The organism is Campylobacter sp. FU_497 (genome assembly GCF_025772425.1).
GTDB lineage: Bacteria > Campylobacterota > Campylobacteria > Campylobacterales > Campylobacteraceae > Campylobacter_D > Campylobacter_D lari_C.
Genome location: NZ_JAKMSC010000002.1, coordinates 37,563 through 54,493 on the forward strand (window position 1 = coordinate 37,563; position 16,931 = coordinate 54,493).

The 16,931-nt window shown below is 30.8% G+C and carries 18 protein-coding genes; 13 read left to right on the forward strand and 5 right to left on the reverse strand.

Annotation, left to right across the window (positions count from 1 at the left end; genetic code table 11):
- The first annotated feature begins 51 nt into the window (after positions 1-51).
- On the forward strand, positions 52-381 hold the full coding sequence (rrpA, locus tag L8W68_RS01570) for a MarR family transcription factor RrpA (protein WP_263674758.1): 330 nt from the start codon (positions 52-54) through the stop codon (positions 379-381).
- Entirely contained in the window at positions 378-830 is a 453-nt protein-coding gene (locus L8W68_RS01575; RefSeq protein ID WP_263661085.1) for a lipocalin family protein, read from the forward strand. The genes rrpA and L8W68_RS01575 overlap by 4 nt, the downstream gene beginning before the upstream one ends.
- Here L8W68_RS01575 and L8W68_RS01580 read toward each other — a convergent pair.
- Positions 827-1,909 carry an NAD(P)-dependent alcohol dehydrogenase gene (locus tag L8W68_RS01580; protein ID WP_263674759.1) on the reverse strand — a complete coding sequence of 361 codons (1,083 nt, stop codon included), beginning with the start codon at positions 1,907-1,909 and terminating at the stop codon, positions 827-829. The genes L8W68_RS01575 and L8W68_RS01580 overlap by 4 nt on opposite strands.
- A gap of 180 nt (positions 1,910-2,089) precedes the next feature.
- Here L8W68_RS01580 and L8W68_RS01585 point away from each other — a divergent pair, with 180 nt between their 5' ends.
- The 5 genes from L8W68_RS01585 to L8W68_RS01605 all read left to right on the forward strand — a co-directional run bounded on the left by L8W68_RS01585 (position 2,090) and on the right by L8W68_RS01605 (position 6,532).
- A complete protein-coding gene (locus tag L8W68_RS01585) occupies positions 2,090-3,160 on the forward strand; it encodes a Fic family protein (protein WP_263674760.1) in 1,071 nt (356 codons plus the stop codon).
- A gap of 72 nt (positions 3,161-3,232) precedes the next feature.
- The gene (locus L8W68_RS01590; RefSeq protein ID WP_115645098.1) at positions 3,233-4,531 is read left to right on the forward strand and encodes a hypothetical protein; all 1,299 of its coding nucleotides are present in this window, start codon (positions 3,233-3,235) and stop codon (positions 4,529-4,531) included.
- Positions 4,528-5,235 carry a flagellar motor protein MotB gene (locus tag L8W68_RS01595; RefSeq protein WP_115645100.1) on the forward strand — a complete coding sequence of 236 codons (708 nt, stop codon included), beginning with the start codon at positions 4,528-4,530 and terminating at the stop codon, positions 5,233-5,235. The genes L8W68_RS01590 and L8W68_RS01595 overlap by 4 nt, the downstream gene beginning before the upstream one ends.
- Positions 5,236-5,237: 2 nt before the next feature.
- Positions 5,238-6,053 carry an HNH endonuclease gene (locus L8W68_RS01600; protein ID WP_115645102.1) on the forward strand — a complete coding sequence of 272 codons (816 nt, stop codon included), beginning with the start codon at positions 5,238-5,240 and terminating at the stop codon, positions 6,051-6,053.
- Positions 6,054-6,067: 14 nt separating this feature from the next.
- Complete coding sequence (locus L8W68_RS01605; protein WP_115645104.1) at positions 6,068-6,532, forward strand: WG repeat-containing protein; 465 nt, start codon at positions 6,068-6,070, stop codon at positions 6,530-6,532.
- Positions 6,533-6,585: 53 nt separating this feature from the next.
- Here L8W68_RS01605 and L8W68_RS01610 read toward each other — a convergent pair whose 3' ends face one another.
- From L8W68_RS01610 to L8W68_RS01625, 4 genes are read right to left on the reverse strand one after another with little or no spacing between them, the layout of a single operon-like run.
- Positions 6,586-7,767, reverse strand: coding sequence for a molybdopterin molybdotransferase MoeA (locus L8W68_RS01610; protein WP_263674761.1), 1,182 nt, complete (start codon positions 7,765-7,767; stop codon positions 6,586-6,588).
- 1 nt (position 7,768) lies between these two features.
- Entirely contained in the window at positions 7,769-8,215 is a 447-nt protein-coding gene (locus L8W68_RS01615; RefSeq protein WP_263674762.1) for a molybdopterin synthase catalytic subunit, read from the reverse strand.
- Positions 8,216-8,218: 3 nt separating this feature from the next.
- Entirely contained in the window at positions 8,219-8,440 is a 222-nt protein-coding gene (locus L8W68_RS01620; RefSeq protein ID WP_039617593.1) for a molybdopterin synthase, small subunit, read from the reverse strand.
- 9 nt (positions 8,441-8,449) lie between these two features.
- Positions 8,450-9,994, reverse strand: coding sequence for a multicopper oxidase family protein (locus tag L8W68_RS01625; protein ID WP_263674763.1), 1,545 nt, complete (start codon positions 9,992-9,994; stop codon positions 8,450-8,452).
- Positions 9,995-10,138: 144 nt separating this feature from the next.
- On the opposite strand from L8W68_RS01625, the gene nspC reads away from it, so the two are divergent.
- From nspC to fdh3B, 6 genes are all read left to right on the forward strand, one after another.
- On the forward strand, positions 10,139-11,302 hold the full coding sequence (gene nspC, locus L8W68_RS01630) for a carboxynorspermidine decarboxylase (protein WP_263674764.1): 1,164 nt from the start codon (positions 10,139-10,141) through the stop codon (positions 11,300-11,302).
- Between the two features lie 136 nt (positions 11,303-11,438).
- Positions 11,439-12,368 carry a formate dehydrogenase subunit gamma gene (locus L8W68_RS01635; RefSeq protein WP_263674765.1) on the forward strand — a complete coding sequence of 310 codons (930 nt, stop codon included), beginning with the start codon at positions 11,439-11,441 and terminating at the stop codon, positions 12,366-12,368.
- A gap of 63 nt (positions 12,369-12,431) precedes the next feature.
- Positions 12,432-13,112 (forward strand): molecular chaperone, encoded by a 681-nt coding sequence (locus L8W68_RS01640; RefSeq protein WP_263674766.1) that lies wholly within the window; start codon positions 12,432-12,434, stop codon positions 13,110-13,112.
- Between the two features lie 175 nt (positions 13,113-13,287).
- Positions 13,288-13,491 (forward strand): twin-arginine translocation signal domain-containing protein, encoded by a 204-nt coding sequence (locus L8W68_RS01645; protein WP_263674767.1) that lies wholly within the window; start codon positions 13,288-13,290, stop codon positions 13,489-13,491.
- A gap of 16 nt (positions 13,492-13,507) precedes the next feature.
- Positions 13,508-16,330, forward strand: a complete 2,823-nt coding sequence (locus L8W68_RS01650) for a formate dehydrogenase subunit alpha (RefSeq protein ID WP_263674768.1) — start codon at positions 13,508-13,510, stop codon at positions 16,328-16,330.
- A 10-nt stretch (positions 16,331-16,340) separates the two neighbouring features.
- On the forward strand, positions 16,341-16,910 hold the full coding sequence (fdh3B, locus tag L8W68_RS01655; protein ID WP_039662920.1) for a formate dehydrogenase FDH3 subunit beta: 570 nt from the start codon (positions 16,341-16,343) through the stop codon (positions 16,908-16,910).
- The last annotated feature ends 21 nt before the right edge of the window (positions 16,911-16,931 follow it).

Sequence of the window (16,931 nt, forward strand, 5' to 3'; positions counted from 1 at the left end):
GATTTTGGATTATAATATAAAAAAGCATGATGCTATATAAAAGGAAAGTATATGGAAGAAAAGTGCGATTTTACGGAATGCGGATTTAATTATACTTTATCTTTGATTTCGGGAAAGTATAAGATGAGCGTTTTGTATTGTTTGTTTCGTTGTGAAGTTGTAAGATATAATGAATTTAAAAGATATCTTGGTAATATTTCTTTTAAGACTTTAACACATACTTTAAGAGAGCTTGAAAATGATGATTTAATCACGCGTAAAGAATACCCACAAATCCCTCCAAAAGTAGAATACCGCCTTGCTAAAAAAGGACAAAGTTTAATTCCTATTTTACAAGCGATGTGTGATTGGGGCGAGGCAAATCAAAAGGAAGAAAAATGATAGAATTATTAGATGGTATAAATTTAGAAAAATACATGGGCACATGGTTAGAAATGGCTAGAAAACCTGCGTTTTTTCAAAAAACTTGCAAAAGTGCTAAGGCGGAATATGAGCTAGAGTATGAAGGCTCTACGCCTATAATCAAAGTCAAAAATATATGCACTAAAGAAAATGGAGAAATCTCTCAGGCAAATGGCAAAGCTAGGGTAAAATCACCAAGATCTTTAGCGGTTAAATTTAGTATTTTTATGAATGTTTTTAACAAGCCAAATTATGAGATTATTTACATTGACACAAGCTATCAAGTTTCTATCGTAGGTAGTCCTGATAAAAAATATTTATGGATTTTGTCAAGAGAGATTTTAGCAAAAGAGCAAATAAACTCTTTGCTTGAAATAGCCAAGCAAAGAGGTTTTGATACTAGCGATGTGATTTTTGATGAGTATTAATCCTGCTCACTCATATCGATTACATAACGGAATTTGGCTTTTCCTGAAGTGAGGTTTTCATAAGCTTTGTCAATCTCGCTTGGTTTGATGAGTTCAATTTCAGGATAAATTCCATGTTCTAAAGAAAAGTCAAGCATTTCTTGAGTTTCTTTAATGCCCCCAATAAGCGAGCCATATACTTTTTTACCGGCTTTATGTACAAAATGAATGATGTTAATGCTAGGACTTACTTCATGTGGAGGTAATCCTACTATAGCCATCTCACCACCAAATTTTAATAAATCCATATAAGCTAGCGGATCATAAGGGGTCGGTATAGTAGAGATGATGAGGTCAAATCTTTCTTTTACCGCACTTTTATCTGTACTAGTATAAAAATTACTCACACCCATAGCTAAAGCTTCTGCTTTTTTGTTTTCATTTCTTGCAAAAACACTTACTTTTGCCCCCATTTTTACAGCATATTTAACTGCCATCATACCAAGCCCACCAAAACCTGCTACGGCTACACTTGAGCCTTCTTTGATGTTTGAAAATTTAAGCGGTGAGTAGGTAGTAATACCCGCACAAAGTAAAGGCGCTACTTTGTCAAGTGGAGCATTTTTTGGTACATTGATAGCAAATTTTTCACTTACTACGATGTTGTTTGAGTAGCCTCCATAGGTGTTTTCATTATCATGAAATACATCTTTGCAGTTATAAGTGTAGATGGTTTTACCATTTTCACAAAATTGCTCTTGAGATTTTTTGCATGCTTCGCACTCTCCGCATGAGTTTACCATGCACCCAACTCCAGCAAAATCACCTACTTTAAATTTGCTTACATTTTCACCCACTGCGATAACTTCTCCTGCTATTTCATGACCAGGTACGCAAGGGTAAGTTGCCTCACCCCATTCGCTTCTTGCGGTGTGTATGTCACTATGACAAATTCCTGCGTATTTGATAGCGATTAAGATGTCGTTTTTGCCTACTTTATGGCGTGTAAATTCAAAAGGTGTAAATTTAGAATCCTTGCTAAGCATAGCATAACCTTTACTTTTAACACGACCATTTTCTAAAAAGATTTTTGAGTCCATTTTCTCTCCTTTATGATTTTTGAAATTATAATAAAGCTAGGTTTTTATTGCAATAGGGAAAAGAAAGTAAGATACTATACTCAAGGTGTGTAGAATTAATATGTTAAAAATTTTTGATTTTTTTAACATATTTTTTTATAATGTTAAAAAATTTTATAAATTTTAACATATGGAAAAAACATGAAAGAGTTTATACCGCCAAAACTACCTTTAGATATAAAATTAAACGCAAATATTTATAACCTTATCATCAAAGCTTCAAGAAAATTAGCCGAATTAAATGGACTTAGTAAAAGCATTCCAAACCCAAATATTTTAATCAATGCTTTAATTTTGCAAGAAGCTAAAGATTCAAGTGAGATAGAAAATATTATTACTACTCACGATGAGCTTTTTTTGTCTAAAATTGATGAAAAGAAACTCACAAGGGCGACAAAAGAAGTAAAAGACTATGAAAATGCTTTAAAAAAAGGATATGAGCTTTTAAAAAAAGAACAACTATTAAGAAATGCTCATATTTTAGAAATTCAAAAAAGGTTAGAAGGGAATAATGCAGGTTTTAGAAAACAAAGTGGAACCATGCTCAAAAATCCTATTACAGGTGAAATCAAGCATATACCACCACAAAATTTTGATGATATACAAGAGCTTATGAAAAATTTAGAGCAATATATTAATGATGATACTCTAGATGAACTTGATTTTTTAGTAAAAATGGCAATCATCCATTATCAATTTGAAAGCATACATCCTTTTTATGATGGAAATGGTAGAACAGGTAGGATTATAAATATACTTTATTTAGTGTATAAAGGGCTTTTGGATTTGCCTATTTTATATTTAAGTGCTTATATAGTTAAAAATAAAGATGAATATTATACTCTTTTGCAAAAAGTACGCGATGAAGATGCTATTTTAGAATGGATAGAATATATACTAAAAGGTATAGAGCAAACTGCTATAAAGACAATTGAAACCATCATTATAATAGAAAAAATGATGAACGATGTAAGCGATATTTTGCAAAATAAAACAAATTTTTATAGTAAAGATTTTGTGGAACTTTTGTTTTCTCACCCTTATACAAAAATAGATTTTTTAATAAAAAAACTAGATATTTCAAGACAGAGTGCTTCAAAATATCTTAAAATTTGTGAAAAATTAGGGGTTTTAGAATGTGTTAAAATGAGTAGAAATAATTATTACATTAACACAAAACTTTTAGGACTTTTTAGAAAAGGAATTTTTTAAATGTAAAATAAAATATAAAATTATATATTATTGATATAATTGCATTTCTAAAAAAATAAAAGGTATAAAATTATGTATGATTTGCCAATACTTGTTATTCAAAATTTATCAGGACATATTTTAGAGGGAACAATAATAATTGTATTTTTCTTTGTATTATTTTTAATTCTCTTGTATAAAAGGAAAAGTCTTCATAAATCTGCCACTAGTCTTCTTATTACTATAGGAATTTGTTTTACTTTTTATGGTATTTCTAAAGGACTTGCAAATTTTGATGCTAATAATATTGAAGAAAATTTACCACAACTTATAGATGGTATCAAAACAGCTTTTTTAGTTTCTGTAGAAGCCGTGTTTTTCGCTATTTTACTTAAGATTATTGCGCTTTTTCTGGAAAAACCTTTCTCAGATAAAGAAAATATCGAAGATGACATAGGAATAGAAGATGTAGTTGCATTGCAAAAAGAAAACCTTAAAATAAATCAAGAAAATTTAAGCTCTTTTAGTCAACTTTTGAATGCTGTAAAAGAAACTAATGATAATATAAAATTATTAAGAATGGATAATAAGCAAGGTTTTGTGGATATGAAAAATAGTTTTGAAAATTTTTCTAAAACAATGGCGGAAAATAATTCTAAAGCTTTTATACAAGCTTTAGAAGAAGTCATAAAAGATTTTAATAATAAAATAACAGAACAGTTTGGAGATAACTTTAAACAATTAAATTTGGCAGTAGGCGCTCTATTAAGTTGGCAAGAAAATTATAAGAGTTATATAGAAAAGAGTGAATCTAATATGGAGAATTTATTTTCATCTTTAGATAAAGCTATAAAAGATTATTCTATTGTGGTAGATAATTCTGAAAGATTTTTTAATTACACTCAATCTTTTGAAAATATCTTAAAGGACATTTTGAATCAAAAAATTCAAATGCAAAATAGTATAGAAAGTTTAGATAAATTTTTAGAGAATATACAAAATTCTACTTCTTCTTTGATAAAAGAAATCAATGATTATAAGGAGCAAAGCTTAAATATTATGGAAAATATTTCTAAATTAAGTTTAAATTTAGAAGAAAGTTATGTGAAAGCTGGTGAAAAATTAATAGCTGATATGAGTGAGTATGTTGGGAAATTTAGTACAGAATTATCAAATTATAATGAAAAAATTAATACCCAACTTATTGAAGGATTAAACAATGCTTCAACTTCTATTAATTCTCAAGTTAAAACTTTAGATCAAGAATTGGAGAATGTATTAAAAAATCTCGGATCTAATTTAGCTTCAATTTCTTCTAAATTTGTAGATGATTATAATAGTATTATTTCAAATCTTTCTTCTTTAAATCAAAAGTTGGGTAATTTAAGATGAAATTTTTTAGAAAAAATAAAAAAATCAGCGAAGACGATGATTTTTTTATAGCATTAAGTGATATAATGACCGCTTTAATGCTACTTTTTTTATTGATTAGTGTTGTTTATATGATTAAAGTGGAAGATAGTGTTAAAATACCTAAGATCTTTAAAGAGACAACTCAAGGGTTAAGTGAACATTTAAACAAAGAGTTTGAAAAAGATTTAAAAGCTTGGGGTGCTGTGCTTGATAAGGATTTAACTATAAGATTTTATCAACCAGATATTTTATTTAAGACAGGATCTGATGTTTTAAGTCCTAAATTTAAAAATATACTTAACGATTTTTTTCCAAGGTATTTAAAAATTATGATGGATAAACAATTTATTAATAACATAGAAGAGATTAGAATAGAGGGGCATACGAGTTCATTTTGGGGTAATATTAAAGGTGATATAGCTTATTTGAATAATATGGAACTTTCTCAAGCTAGAACAAGGGAAGTGATAAAATATTTATTAAATTTAAACTTAGATGAAAAAGAGAAAGAATGGTTAAAAAAACATTTTAGGGCTATAGGTTTTTCTTCAGCAAAACCATTAAACGATAAAAGCCAAACTTTGCAATATGGAGAAAAAGAAAATTTTATAAAATCTCAAAGAGTTGAATTTAGAGTTAGAACAAATATAGAAAACAAAATAGTAGAAGTTGTTGATAAATAATAATGAATATAGAACTTATATTAAAACCTATAACAGATTTAAGAATTAAAATTGGAGCAACATTACAACATATAGATATTTCTTATATTAAAAATTCTATTAGTGCAGAAGAAATCAAATTATTAGAAACTCAAGGTATAGATGTTGATATAAATGATGTTAAAGTTATTAGTGATGGTACTTTTTCATATAAGAATCGTAGAGTGCTGATTTATATAAGAGATGTATCTCCTTTATATAAAGAAAATGATATTAATAGCTCTTTACCAAGATATCATTTGTGTTATTGCGATGCATATCAAAAGATGTTGTCTAATAATAGAAAACATAGATATGTAGTTAGTAGTAGAGATGATGGTATTTTTTGGCTTAATTTTTTTGGTTTTAGTAATAATACTATGATAAAAACCAAGAGTGAAGAAAGAAAATTACAAGTTTGTATGTATTGCTTAAGAAAATTAAATTGGTGTAATGTCAATCAGGTTTCAAATGATAAGCGTTTAATGATAAGAAATAATTTTAGTTTAAAAGATTTTTTTGAAAAATATCCAAAAAATATTATTAACTCTAAAAATCATTTTAGTGATAAAATAGCCCCGTTAAATATCTATTCTGATGATTGGAATAATATTTCTTATGATATAAGAAGTAAAGCTCAATGGAAATGTCAAAAATGTCATAGAGATTTTTCAAAAAATCGAATAGGGTTAGATGTGCATCATATTAATGGACAGAAAAATGACAATAGATTAAATAATTTAATGGTGTTATGTAAAGATTGTCATTCTAAGGAACCTATGCATGAGCACTATCTATAACAGGAACTAAAATAATGTTTAAAGCAATATTTCAATTTTTATCAGATGTGATTAAAGATATTAATTCAGATAAGATTTGGGACTCTAGGGATGGAATTTGTAAAACTAGAACTAATGGTAAATATGGATTTATGGATGATAAAGGCAAGGTAATTATTAGTCCTTGTTTTGATGCAGTTTATGATTTTAGCGAAGGATTGGCGTTAGTTGAGTTAAATAATAAATATGGTTATATCAATAAAAATGGTGAAATTGTTATAGATCTTAAGTTTGAATTAGCGTATCCTTTTCATAAGGGATATGCAAAGGTAAAAATTAAGAAAAAATGGGGAGTTATTAATAAAGATGGTGATATAGTTTTACAGCCAGTATTTGATAGTGTTCTAGGGCTTGATAAAAGTGGTAAGGCATTTTTTGTTACATTTAAAGGTGCGACAGGCTTCATTGACAAAAATGGAAATTTTACTGAATTATATTAAAATATAATTTTATACATGAAATCTTAGCAAATTATATCTTTTACATTTTCACATTAAGGCATTAAAACAATATCCACTAAATCATTTTCTTTTATATCATCATGTGCTATCATAAGTGCAGCTTTGTTGTTTAAATTATTTATGATAGCACTTGAGCCTTGTTTTTTGCCTTTTAAATTGGAATAAATTTTTCCATCTTTAAATTCTATATTGCAAGCCACAAATTCTAAATGTGAACTTTTTTTCTTATAGTCAGTATCTGCAAATACCTTAAATACATAGTCTTTTTCTTGTAAAAGCCAAGCATTTAAAAGTTCTCTTACATATAAATTAAACATCACCATAGCCGAGTATGGAAAACCCGGTAATGCAAAGATGAATTTATCTTCAAATTTGGCTATTTTGATGTGTTTGCCAGGTTTTACATTGACTTTGTCTAAGATGACTTCATACTCTTTAACAGCTTGTTTTAAAAAGTCAAAATCCCCCATGGAAACTCCACCAGTGGTAACTAAAATATCACACGCATTAAGTGCTTGTTTTAAAACACTTGGAGTTTTTTGCATATCATCTTTTAAAAGTGGGAAAATTCTAGCTTCAGCACCAAGTTTTTTTGCCATATTAGCTATGGCTACATGGTTTGATGAGCGAATTTGTGCAGGGTGTTCTAAGCTTTCGCCTAAGTCTTTGATCTCACTTCCGCTACTTAGCACGCCTATGATAGGTTTAGTAAAAACACTAATGTGAAAATATCCAAGCTCAGCTAAAAGTGCTATCTCGCTATAGCCTAGCTTTGTACCTTTAGTGAGTAAAATTTCACCTTTGGTGTAGCTCTCTCCCACCTTTCTTACAGCAAAGCCTTGAGGAACTTTTTCTTTTATATAAACTACACCATTTTTAACTTCTACTTTTTCCACAGGTACTAAGGTATCACAACCCTCACTCATTAAAGAACCTGTAAAGGTTTTAACGCATTCTTTATTTTGTATTTTAAAGCTTGGAAAAACTCCCGCAGGTACTTCGCCTATGATAGACAAAGGCTCATCTTGCTCGCTAAATTTAATCGCATAGCCATCCATAGAAGCAGTGGGAAATTGAGGGTTATTAGTAGAAGCTTTGATGTCTATGGCTAAAATTCTATCTAAGCACTGTGTTAAAGCGATGTTTTCTATCTTTTCATATGTTTGTATGTGTGAATGAAGTATGTCTAAACTTTGACTATAAGAAGTTAGCATTTTAGTCCTTAGTGCTTAAAATTCCTGCTCCTTGAAGTTTCAAAGAGCGTTTTTTGGCGTAAATTTTTTCACCATTAATGATATCATATTTCCATATAGGTGCACTTGCTTTAAAATCTTCTACAAAATCATTAATTAGTTTTAATCCTAATTTTCTTTGCTTGCTTAAAACCCCAGCAAAATAAGAACTCTCATGCACCTTAACCTCGCCGATAGAGTGAGCAAACATCAAGCTTACATTTTCATTCGCAAGTTTTTGGCACCACTTTTCAAACCAAGTTTTTAATAAAGGCTCATATATATCAAAACTTAAAGCCTCAATCTCATCTTCAGCCCTTACTATACCGCAAAATGTGATCAAAGCTCCGCAGTTTTTATCTTTAGCATATTCATACCATCTAGCATAAATGCTAGGAATTTCTAAGGCTCCTTGATGTAATTCAAACATAACTCATCCTCCACAAACCGGTGGTAATAAGCATATTTTATCCCCATCTTTTAAGGTGGTTTCATCATCAAAAACCATTTCATCATTTAAAGCAACTGCACAAAGCTCAAGCCATTCTTTTAAGCTTTCATCTTGCCCTAAAATTGCTTTTAATTCTTTAAGATTGCTTACGTTTAGTTCCAAGCTTTCTTTGTTAATTGGCCCTAGAAATTCGACTTTTACCATTTTTTACCCTTATTCTTTTATTTCTAAAATTCCCATCATTCCAAGATCTTCATGCTCTAAAATATGGCAGTGAAACATTCTAATACCGGTAAATTTTTGACTCATTCTAAGTCTCAATTCTTCCCCAGGTCTTACATTAATCGTATCTTGCAATGCTCTGAATTTTGCTTTTGTTATTTTACCCTTAAATTTAGAAGATATGAGTTCAAATTGTGTTCCGTGTATATGGAAAGGATGATCCATATGTGATTTGTTTTTTACTACCCATTCTTCTACTTCATTTAATTTTGAGGTTAAATCCGTTCTATTCATATCAAATGTTTTACCATTGATTAAAAACATAGAAGCAAGGCTTTTTTTGATTTCTTCTTCACTTTTTTTACTAATACCATGCATTTGCATGTGATCTTCACTCATAATCACTTCTTTAAAGCTTGTAGCTTCTTTTAAAGGTGGAAATTCGCGTAATTTTTCAGGTATGTTTTCTACAGTTTTTTCTACTTTAAGATCAGCTAACATAAGAGTGTAAGGTTCTTCTTTAACAAGCATTTTATCGCGGTCATAATAAGTACTTTCAAGTTTAAAATCACCTTTATTTGCTTTGATTAGCACTTCTACTCTTGAAGCAGGACTTAAAAATAACTCATCTAATTCAACACCTTTTTCTATAAGCCCTCCATCGGTTCCTACTAAAATAAATTTAGCACCTTTAATGCGTAAATTTAAATATCTTGCCACACAAAAATTATAAATACGAATTCTTTGAGCTTTGTCAAGTGTTATTTTTGGCTTTAATTGTCCATTGATAAGAACTAAATTTCCTTCTCTACCATTGAGCCAATCAAATAAATTATTATCAGGAATTTGTGCATTTTCATCTAAACGCAAATCGCTAATCACCCAATCTTGCTCTTTTAAATGTGACAACGCATCTTTTTTGGCTTTTACTACAAATACCCCTGCTAAGCCTTTATAAACTTGCTTTGCTGTGGTGTAGTGTGGGTGCGGATGATACCAGTAAGTTCCTGCTGAATTTTCTCCAAGTTTAAAGCGATAAATTCTTTCTCTACCAGGCATGATAGGATCGTGCGGGTTGCCATCTTGCTCAGGTGGTATGTCAAGTCCATGCCAGTGGATAGTAGTTGGTTCTTTTAAGCTATTTTTTACCAAAATTTCTACAGTATCACCTTCATAAACTTCTATTTTAGGTCCAGGTATAGAGCCATTGTAAGTAAAGCATTTTGTTTTTTTACCTTTAACAAGCTCTATTTGACTTTCTTTGATTTCTATACTTGATCTAAAGAAATTTTTCTTTGCACTTGTATTTTTTAGAAGTTTTAAATTTGCTAATGCTCCTCCGCTAGGAAAGTTTTTTTCATCTAGTAATTTAATGTTTGGATTTTCTAGTTTGATAAAAGAAGTATCGATTTCTTTTGTATCTTTTTGTGTATGTTTTGAGTGCATATTATGATGAGAATGATCTCCCATTGCATAAGCACTGCTAATACTTGCTAAACCTAAAGCATTAAATTTTAAAAATAACCTTCTGTCCATTAAATTTTTACTCCTAAATTAATTTTGATTTGGATTTTGATTATAACTATTATTTGATTAATGATGGTAAATTATAAAAACAAGATATAATTTTAATATGATTTGTTATACAAGTGGTTTTAAATCAAAAATTAAGGATAAATAATGCTAATTAAAAATCATTTAGATAAAGACTTTCAAACCCCTGCTTATATTTTAGAAGAAGATAAACTTAGAAAAAATTGTGAACTTTTGGCTAAAGTAAGTGAGCAAAGTGGAGCAAAAGTTTTGCTTGCGCTAAAGGGTTTTGCTTTTTCAGGTGCTATGGATATAGTCGGTGAGTATCTATCAGGTTGTACTTGCAGTGGGCTTTGGGAAGCTAAATTTGCAAAAGAATATATGAACAAAGAAATTCATACTTTTTCACCTGCTTTTAAAGAGGATGAAATAGATGAAATCATAGATCTTTCGCATCATATAGTATTTAATTCTTTTAATCAGTTTAAAAAATTTAAAGACAAAGCAAGTAAAAAGTCTCTTGGTTTGCGTTGCAATCCAGAGCTTTCAGTGGCTCCAAAAGAACTTTATAATCCTTGTGGTAGATTTTCAAGACTAGGAATTCGTGCGATTGATTTTGAAAATGAAGATTTAAGTGCTTTAAGCGGGCTTCATTTTCATGCTTTATGTGAAGAAAGTGCGCATTCTTTAGAGCTTGTGTTAAATGCTTTTGAAGCTAAATTTTCAAAATTTATTAAAAATATAAAATGGGTTAATTTTGGTGGGGGTCATCATATCACAAAAGAAGGTTATGACACGCAAAAATTAATTGATCTTTGTAAAAAATTTAGCGATAAATACGGAGTGCAAGTATATCTTGAGCCAGGTGAGGCTGTGGGTTGGCAGTGTGGAGCTTTAGTTGCAAGTGTGATAGATATAGTAGAAAATGAGAAAAAAATAGCTATTTTAGATACTTCAAGCGAAGCTCATATGCCAGATACTATTATCATGCCTTATACAAGCGAGGTTTTAAATGCTAGAATTTTATCAAGTCGTGATGGGGAAAAATATAGCGAGTTAAAAGAAAATGAATTTGCTTATTTACTTGGTGGTAATACTTGCTTAGCAGGGGATATCATGGGTGAGTATGCTTTTAATCAAGAGTTAAAAATAGGGCAAAAAATAGTATTTTTAGATCAAATTCATTATTCTATAGTTAAAAACACCACTTTTAATGGAGTAAGACTTCCAAATTTAATGTTCTTAGATAAAAATGAAAATTTATCTATGGTAAGAGAATTTGGCTATGAAAATTATTCAAAAAGAAACTAAAAATTGAGTTTTTTTGTAGTTTTTTGCAAATTTATGTTTTTTAAATAAAACTTTTTTTAAAATAAAAATGGAAACTGAAAATTAACAAAACTACAACGCTAAGCTTTGGCTAGCGTGTAATGTTTAGGAGTAATTTATGCATAGGGTTATACTAGCTCTTTTAGCCTGTTTTAACTTTCTATTTGCTCAAGAAAATTTTGAAGTTAAAAATACTCAAATTTGGGATGTGCAAAGAGTGATGAATATAGAAAGTTATCAAAATTTTGGTGCTTTGTGGACTAAACTACAAGGTGAATATATTGCAAGTGCTGTTTTGATTATACTTATAGTGGTAATTTCAGCTTTTGCATTGCATTATATGGTCATAGGTCCAAAGAAATTTTCTCATGATGGTAAGAAAATTTATGCTTTTTCGGTGTTTGAAAGATTGTTTCATTTTGTAGCAGCAATCTCTTGGATTATCCTTGTGCCAACCGGACTTATTATGATTTTTGGATCGTATTTTGGTGGTGGATTCTTTGTAAGAATGTGTAAAAACTTACATGGTATTGCTACTATTTTATTTATCATTTCTATCATTCCTATGCTTTTGTGTTGGATTAAAAGAATGCTTCCTGCAAGTTATGATTTAAGATGGATGATGATAGTAGGTGGATATTTAAGTAAAGAGAAAAAACCTGTGCCTGCGGGTAAGTTTAATTTTGGTCAAAAATCTTGGTATTATATAGCTGTTTTTGGTGGCTTTTTGATGATAATCACCGGTGCATTTATGTTTTTCCTTGATTTTAATTCTACTTCTTTACAATCTATTTTTGGAATTTCTCACATAGATATTTTAAGAGCTTCGGCTATCATCCATAATATTTTTGGTATTTTATGTGCAGTATTTTTTGCTATTCATATTTATATGGCTGTATTTGCTATTAAAGGAAGTATCCACTCTATGATTAGTGGTTATAAGGAAGAAGAGGAAGTTTATATTTTACATTCTTATTGGTATAAAGAATTAAGCGATAAAAAACAAATCAATCCATCATTTACTTACGATTCTAAAACAAAATTTTAAAATCTCACTTGATTTTTTTAAATTTTCCTTGTTATAATCAAATAAAAATAACAAGGAAAATTAATGATACAAGATATTGATCTTTCGCGTAAATATTTTTATGAATTTTTTTCAAAAGCTTTTAATTTTATCGATGAAAATGAATTTAAAATTTGGCATGAGCAAGTTTTAGTTTTAGCTCAAAGTCCTTTAGATGATAGTTTAAAGTCTGATTTTGAAAAACTTAGCGCATGTGATTTTGCAAGTTTTAAAGAAGAACAAAATGCGGTGTTTTTTGATTTTTCTTATGTGAATGTGCCTATTAGTGCTTCTTTTTATGATGAGGGTAGAGATGATGGCAAAATGAAGCTTCAAGCCTGTGAAATCATTAGAAAAACCAAATTTAGAAAAAAAGAAGATTGTAGACAAAGTGAAGATGAATTTGGCTTTTTATTTGCTTTTATGGCAAGTATTATTGAGCATGATTTAAAAGTTGCACAGCAATTATTTCGTTTTGTGATAAACCCTGTAATAGATGAGTTTATAGAAAAATTGCAAATTCACAAAAACTCAAATTTTTACATTGCTATTGCTAATATTATGAAAGTCTTTTTTGTAAATGAAAGAGCTTATTTAGAAGTGCAAGCACCTATAAAAAAAGAAGGCAAAAGCGTAGCAGATGAGGCTTTACAAAGACTTCCTTACGAACCAAGACTTCCTACTAAATTTAGTAAAACAAATATAGAAGAACTTAGCAAATTATAAAAATTAATATGTATTTTGTTACCAAAATACATATTATCAAAATCATCTTTTTATGAAAATAGAAATTAAATAAAATCTTAAGTGAAAATATGCAAAATTTACTCTGTTAAGTGCGTAAATACTTTGAAAATAAGTATTTATAGTTATTCTTTACTTTTATTTCAAAGGAGAGAACATGGAGGCCAATCAAAGAAGGGATTTTTTAAAAAAATCTTTGAAAATTGGTGCTTTAGGGGTGGTAGCTGGAGCAAGTGCAAATGCTTTAGCTAAAGATGACTACCAAGAGCAAAATACCGTAGTTTTAGGAAAAAGTACTAAAAAAGAAGTGCTTTATAAAAAAACTATGCATTGGGAAAAATACTACAAAATAGCTTATTAATTAAGAAAGGAAGAAGATGGCATTAGCAAGAAGAAATTTTCTTAAGCTTGCTGGTATTGCTGGTCTTGGAAGCGCGGCTTTTGGTAGTGAAAACAAAGCTATTAGAGCTGCAAGTGAACAAGAAGTAGCAAATCCTTATCCAGATTCTAAGATTGTTAGAACAATCTGTAGTATCTGTAGTGCAGGCTGTGGAATTAAAGCAGAAGTACAAGATGGAGTTTGGGTGCGTCAAGAAAACGCTATAGAACATCCTATTTCTCAAGGATCACACTGCTGTAAAGGGATAGATCAAATCGATCTTACCAAATCAAAACAGCGTATTAAATATCCTATGAAAAAAGAAAACGGTAAATGGGTACGTTTAACTTGGGAACAAGCTATCAACGAAATTGGTGATAAAATGCTTGAAATCCGCAAGGAAAATGGACCTGATAGTGTTATGTTCTTAGGTTCAGCTAAATTTAATAACCAACAAGCTTATTATTTTAGAAAATTTGCAGCATTTTGGGGTACTAATAATATAGACCACGTTGCTAGAATTTGACACAGCGCAACAGTCGCCGGTGTGGCGAATACATGGGGTTATGGCGCTATGACAAATCATTTTGGTGATGTGACTAAACACTCAAAAATGATGATTATTTTTGGTGCAAATACTGCTGTGGCAAATCCTATTGGATTTAAACACTTATTGCAAGCAAAAGATCGTAATAATGCTAAATTAGTAGTTGTAGATCCTGTATTTACAAAAACTGCAGTACATGCTGATGAATACGTAAGAATTCGTCCAGGTACAGATATAGCTTTAGTTTATGGTATGCTTCATTTAATCTTCAAAAATGGTTGGGAAGATAAAGAGTTAATCAAAACTAGAACTTATGGGGTTGAAGAAATAAAAGCAGAAGCTGCTAAATGGACTCCTGAAGTTGTAGAAGATGTAACAGGCGTTCCAGCTGCTCAACTTGAAAAAATCACAAGAATGCTAGCTACAATCAAACCTGCTACGCTATTTTGGGCTTTAGGTATTACTCAACACTCAGTAGGTAGCTCTAACACAAGAATTCTAGCTATCTTACAACTCGTTCTTGGTAATATAGGCAAGCCAGGTGCAGGAACAAACATCATTAGAGGACATGATAATGTTCAAGGTGCTACTGATATGGGTTGTTTAGCTGATACTTTACCGGCTTATTATGGTTTAGGTGATGATGCATGGAATCATTTTGCTAATTTTTGGAATGTAGATAGAGAATATTTAAATTCAAGATTTTATTCTAAAGAGTGGATGCATGAAAAAGGCTTTTCGCTAGCAAAATGGTGGCAAGGTGTTTTACATGAAGAAAAAACTTATTCGAACTCACCTATCCGCGTACTTTGGGTACAAGGAACGGGTATTACTTCTATGGCACATACGGTAAAAATTCAAGAAGCGCTTAAAAAACTTGATATGATTGTAATCGCTGAGCCTTTTGTAAATGAAGTAGCAGTTTTAGCAGATCGTCCTGATGGTATTTATATCATCCCAGCTTGTACTCAATTTGAAACAGAAGGTTATGTAACTGCGACTAACCGTGCTATGCAATGGCGTTCTCAAGTAGTAAAACCAATTTATGAAAGCAAAGAAGACCATGAAATTATGTTTGCTTTTGCTAAAAAATTTGGTTTTTACAAAGAATACACTCGCGGTATGAAAATGGAATTAAAAGATCATAAACTTGTGCAAACAAGAGATGATAGTGATGATAATTTCGTATGGCCTGATGATGCTACAAGAGAAATGAGTAATGGTCTTTTAAGTATAGGTTTAAGAGGTATTTCAGCTGAGCGTCTAAGAAAACACCAACAAAATTGGGAGCATTTTGATCCTGATACTCAAAGAGGTATTGGTGGTGAAGTTAAAGGTGAATACTATGGTCTACCTTGGCCTTGTTGGGATAAACAGCACCCTGGTACTTCTATATTATGGAATACTGATGTGCCTTATGAAGAAGGTGGTATGGGCTTTAGAAACCGTTTTGGTTTAGAGCATGAAGGGCATTCTCAATTAGCAGATGAAGCTTTTACCCCAAAAGGATGTAAAGTTAAAGGTGGTTACCCACAAATTACTAAAGCAAATATCGAAAAAGTGTTTAATATTAAACTAAGCGATAGTGAAAAAGAATTAATGGGTGCTAGCTGGAGCACAGATATTTCAGGTATTATCTTAGAAAAATGTAGGGAAAAAAGTGCTTGTTGTTTAGGTAATGCAAGAGCTAGAATGAAAGTTTGGGAATTTGCTGATCCTATTCCACTACATAGAGAGCCTTTGCATTCACCACGTTGGGATTTGGTTAAAAAGTATCCTACTTGGGGTGATCAAGAGAAAAACTTCAGAGTTGAGAGTAAATTTATTAGCGAACAACAAAAAACAGATTGGAGTAAAGAGTTTCCAACTATCATTTCAAGTATGCGCTTAGTAAATTTAAGTGGCGCGGGTATGCTTGAGAGAACTAGTAAATATCTTGCTGCAATCACACCTGAGATGTTTGCTAATGTGCACCCTGAACTTGCTTTAAAATATGGCATAAATGATGGTGATATGATGTGGATTCATTCACCACAAGGCACTAAGATTAAAGTAAAATGTGTGCATAATCATTCAGTTACACCAGATAGAATTTGCTTGCCTTATAACTTTGCAGGTATTATGCAAGGAGTGGATTTAAGTTATAATTATCCTGAAGGTACTAAGCCTTATACTATAGGGGAGAGTTCTAACACGGTTACTAACTATGGTTTTGATATAAATACGCAAATTTCTGAGTTTAATGCAGGACTTTGCAGACTTGAAAAGGCTTAAGGGGTAAGTTATGGCTAGAATGAAATTTTATGTAGATAATAATCGCTGTATTTCTTGCTTTGCTTGTCAAGTAGCTTGTTCAAGTGCGCATGAAGTACCAGTGGGAATTAATAGAAGAAAAGTAATCACTCTAAATGAAGGTATAGAAGGCAAAGAGTTTTCAACAACTCTTGCTTGCCAACACTGTACAGACGCTCCATGTGAGCAAGTTTGTCCTGTAAAATGCTTTTATATTAGAGCTGATGGTATTGTTTTACATGATAAAAAAACTTGTATAGGTTGTGGATATTGTCTTTATGCATGTCCTTTTGGTGCTCCACAATTTCCAAGAGATGGTGCTTTTGGCATTAAGGGTGAAATGGATAAATGTACTATGTGTGCAGGTGGTCCTGAGCCTACTAACTCTCATGAAGAAAGAGAACTTTATGGGCAAAATCGTATCGCAGAAGGTAAAGTACCTATGTGTGCTGCGGTTTGTTCTACAAATGCACTTTTGGTTGGTGATGCAGCTGAAGTTAGTGCAATGTATAGAAAAAGAGTTTTGCTTAAGGGTCAAAATTTAGGACTTGATGCAAAATAATTCAAAGGGTGTTTACAAGCA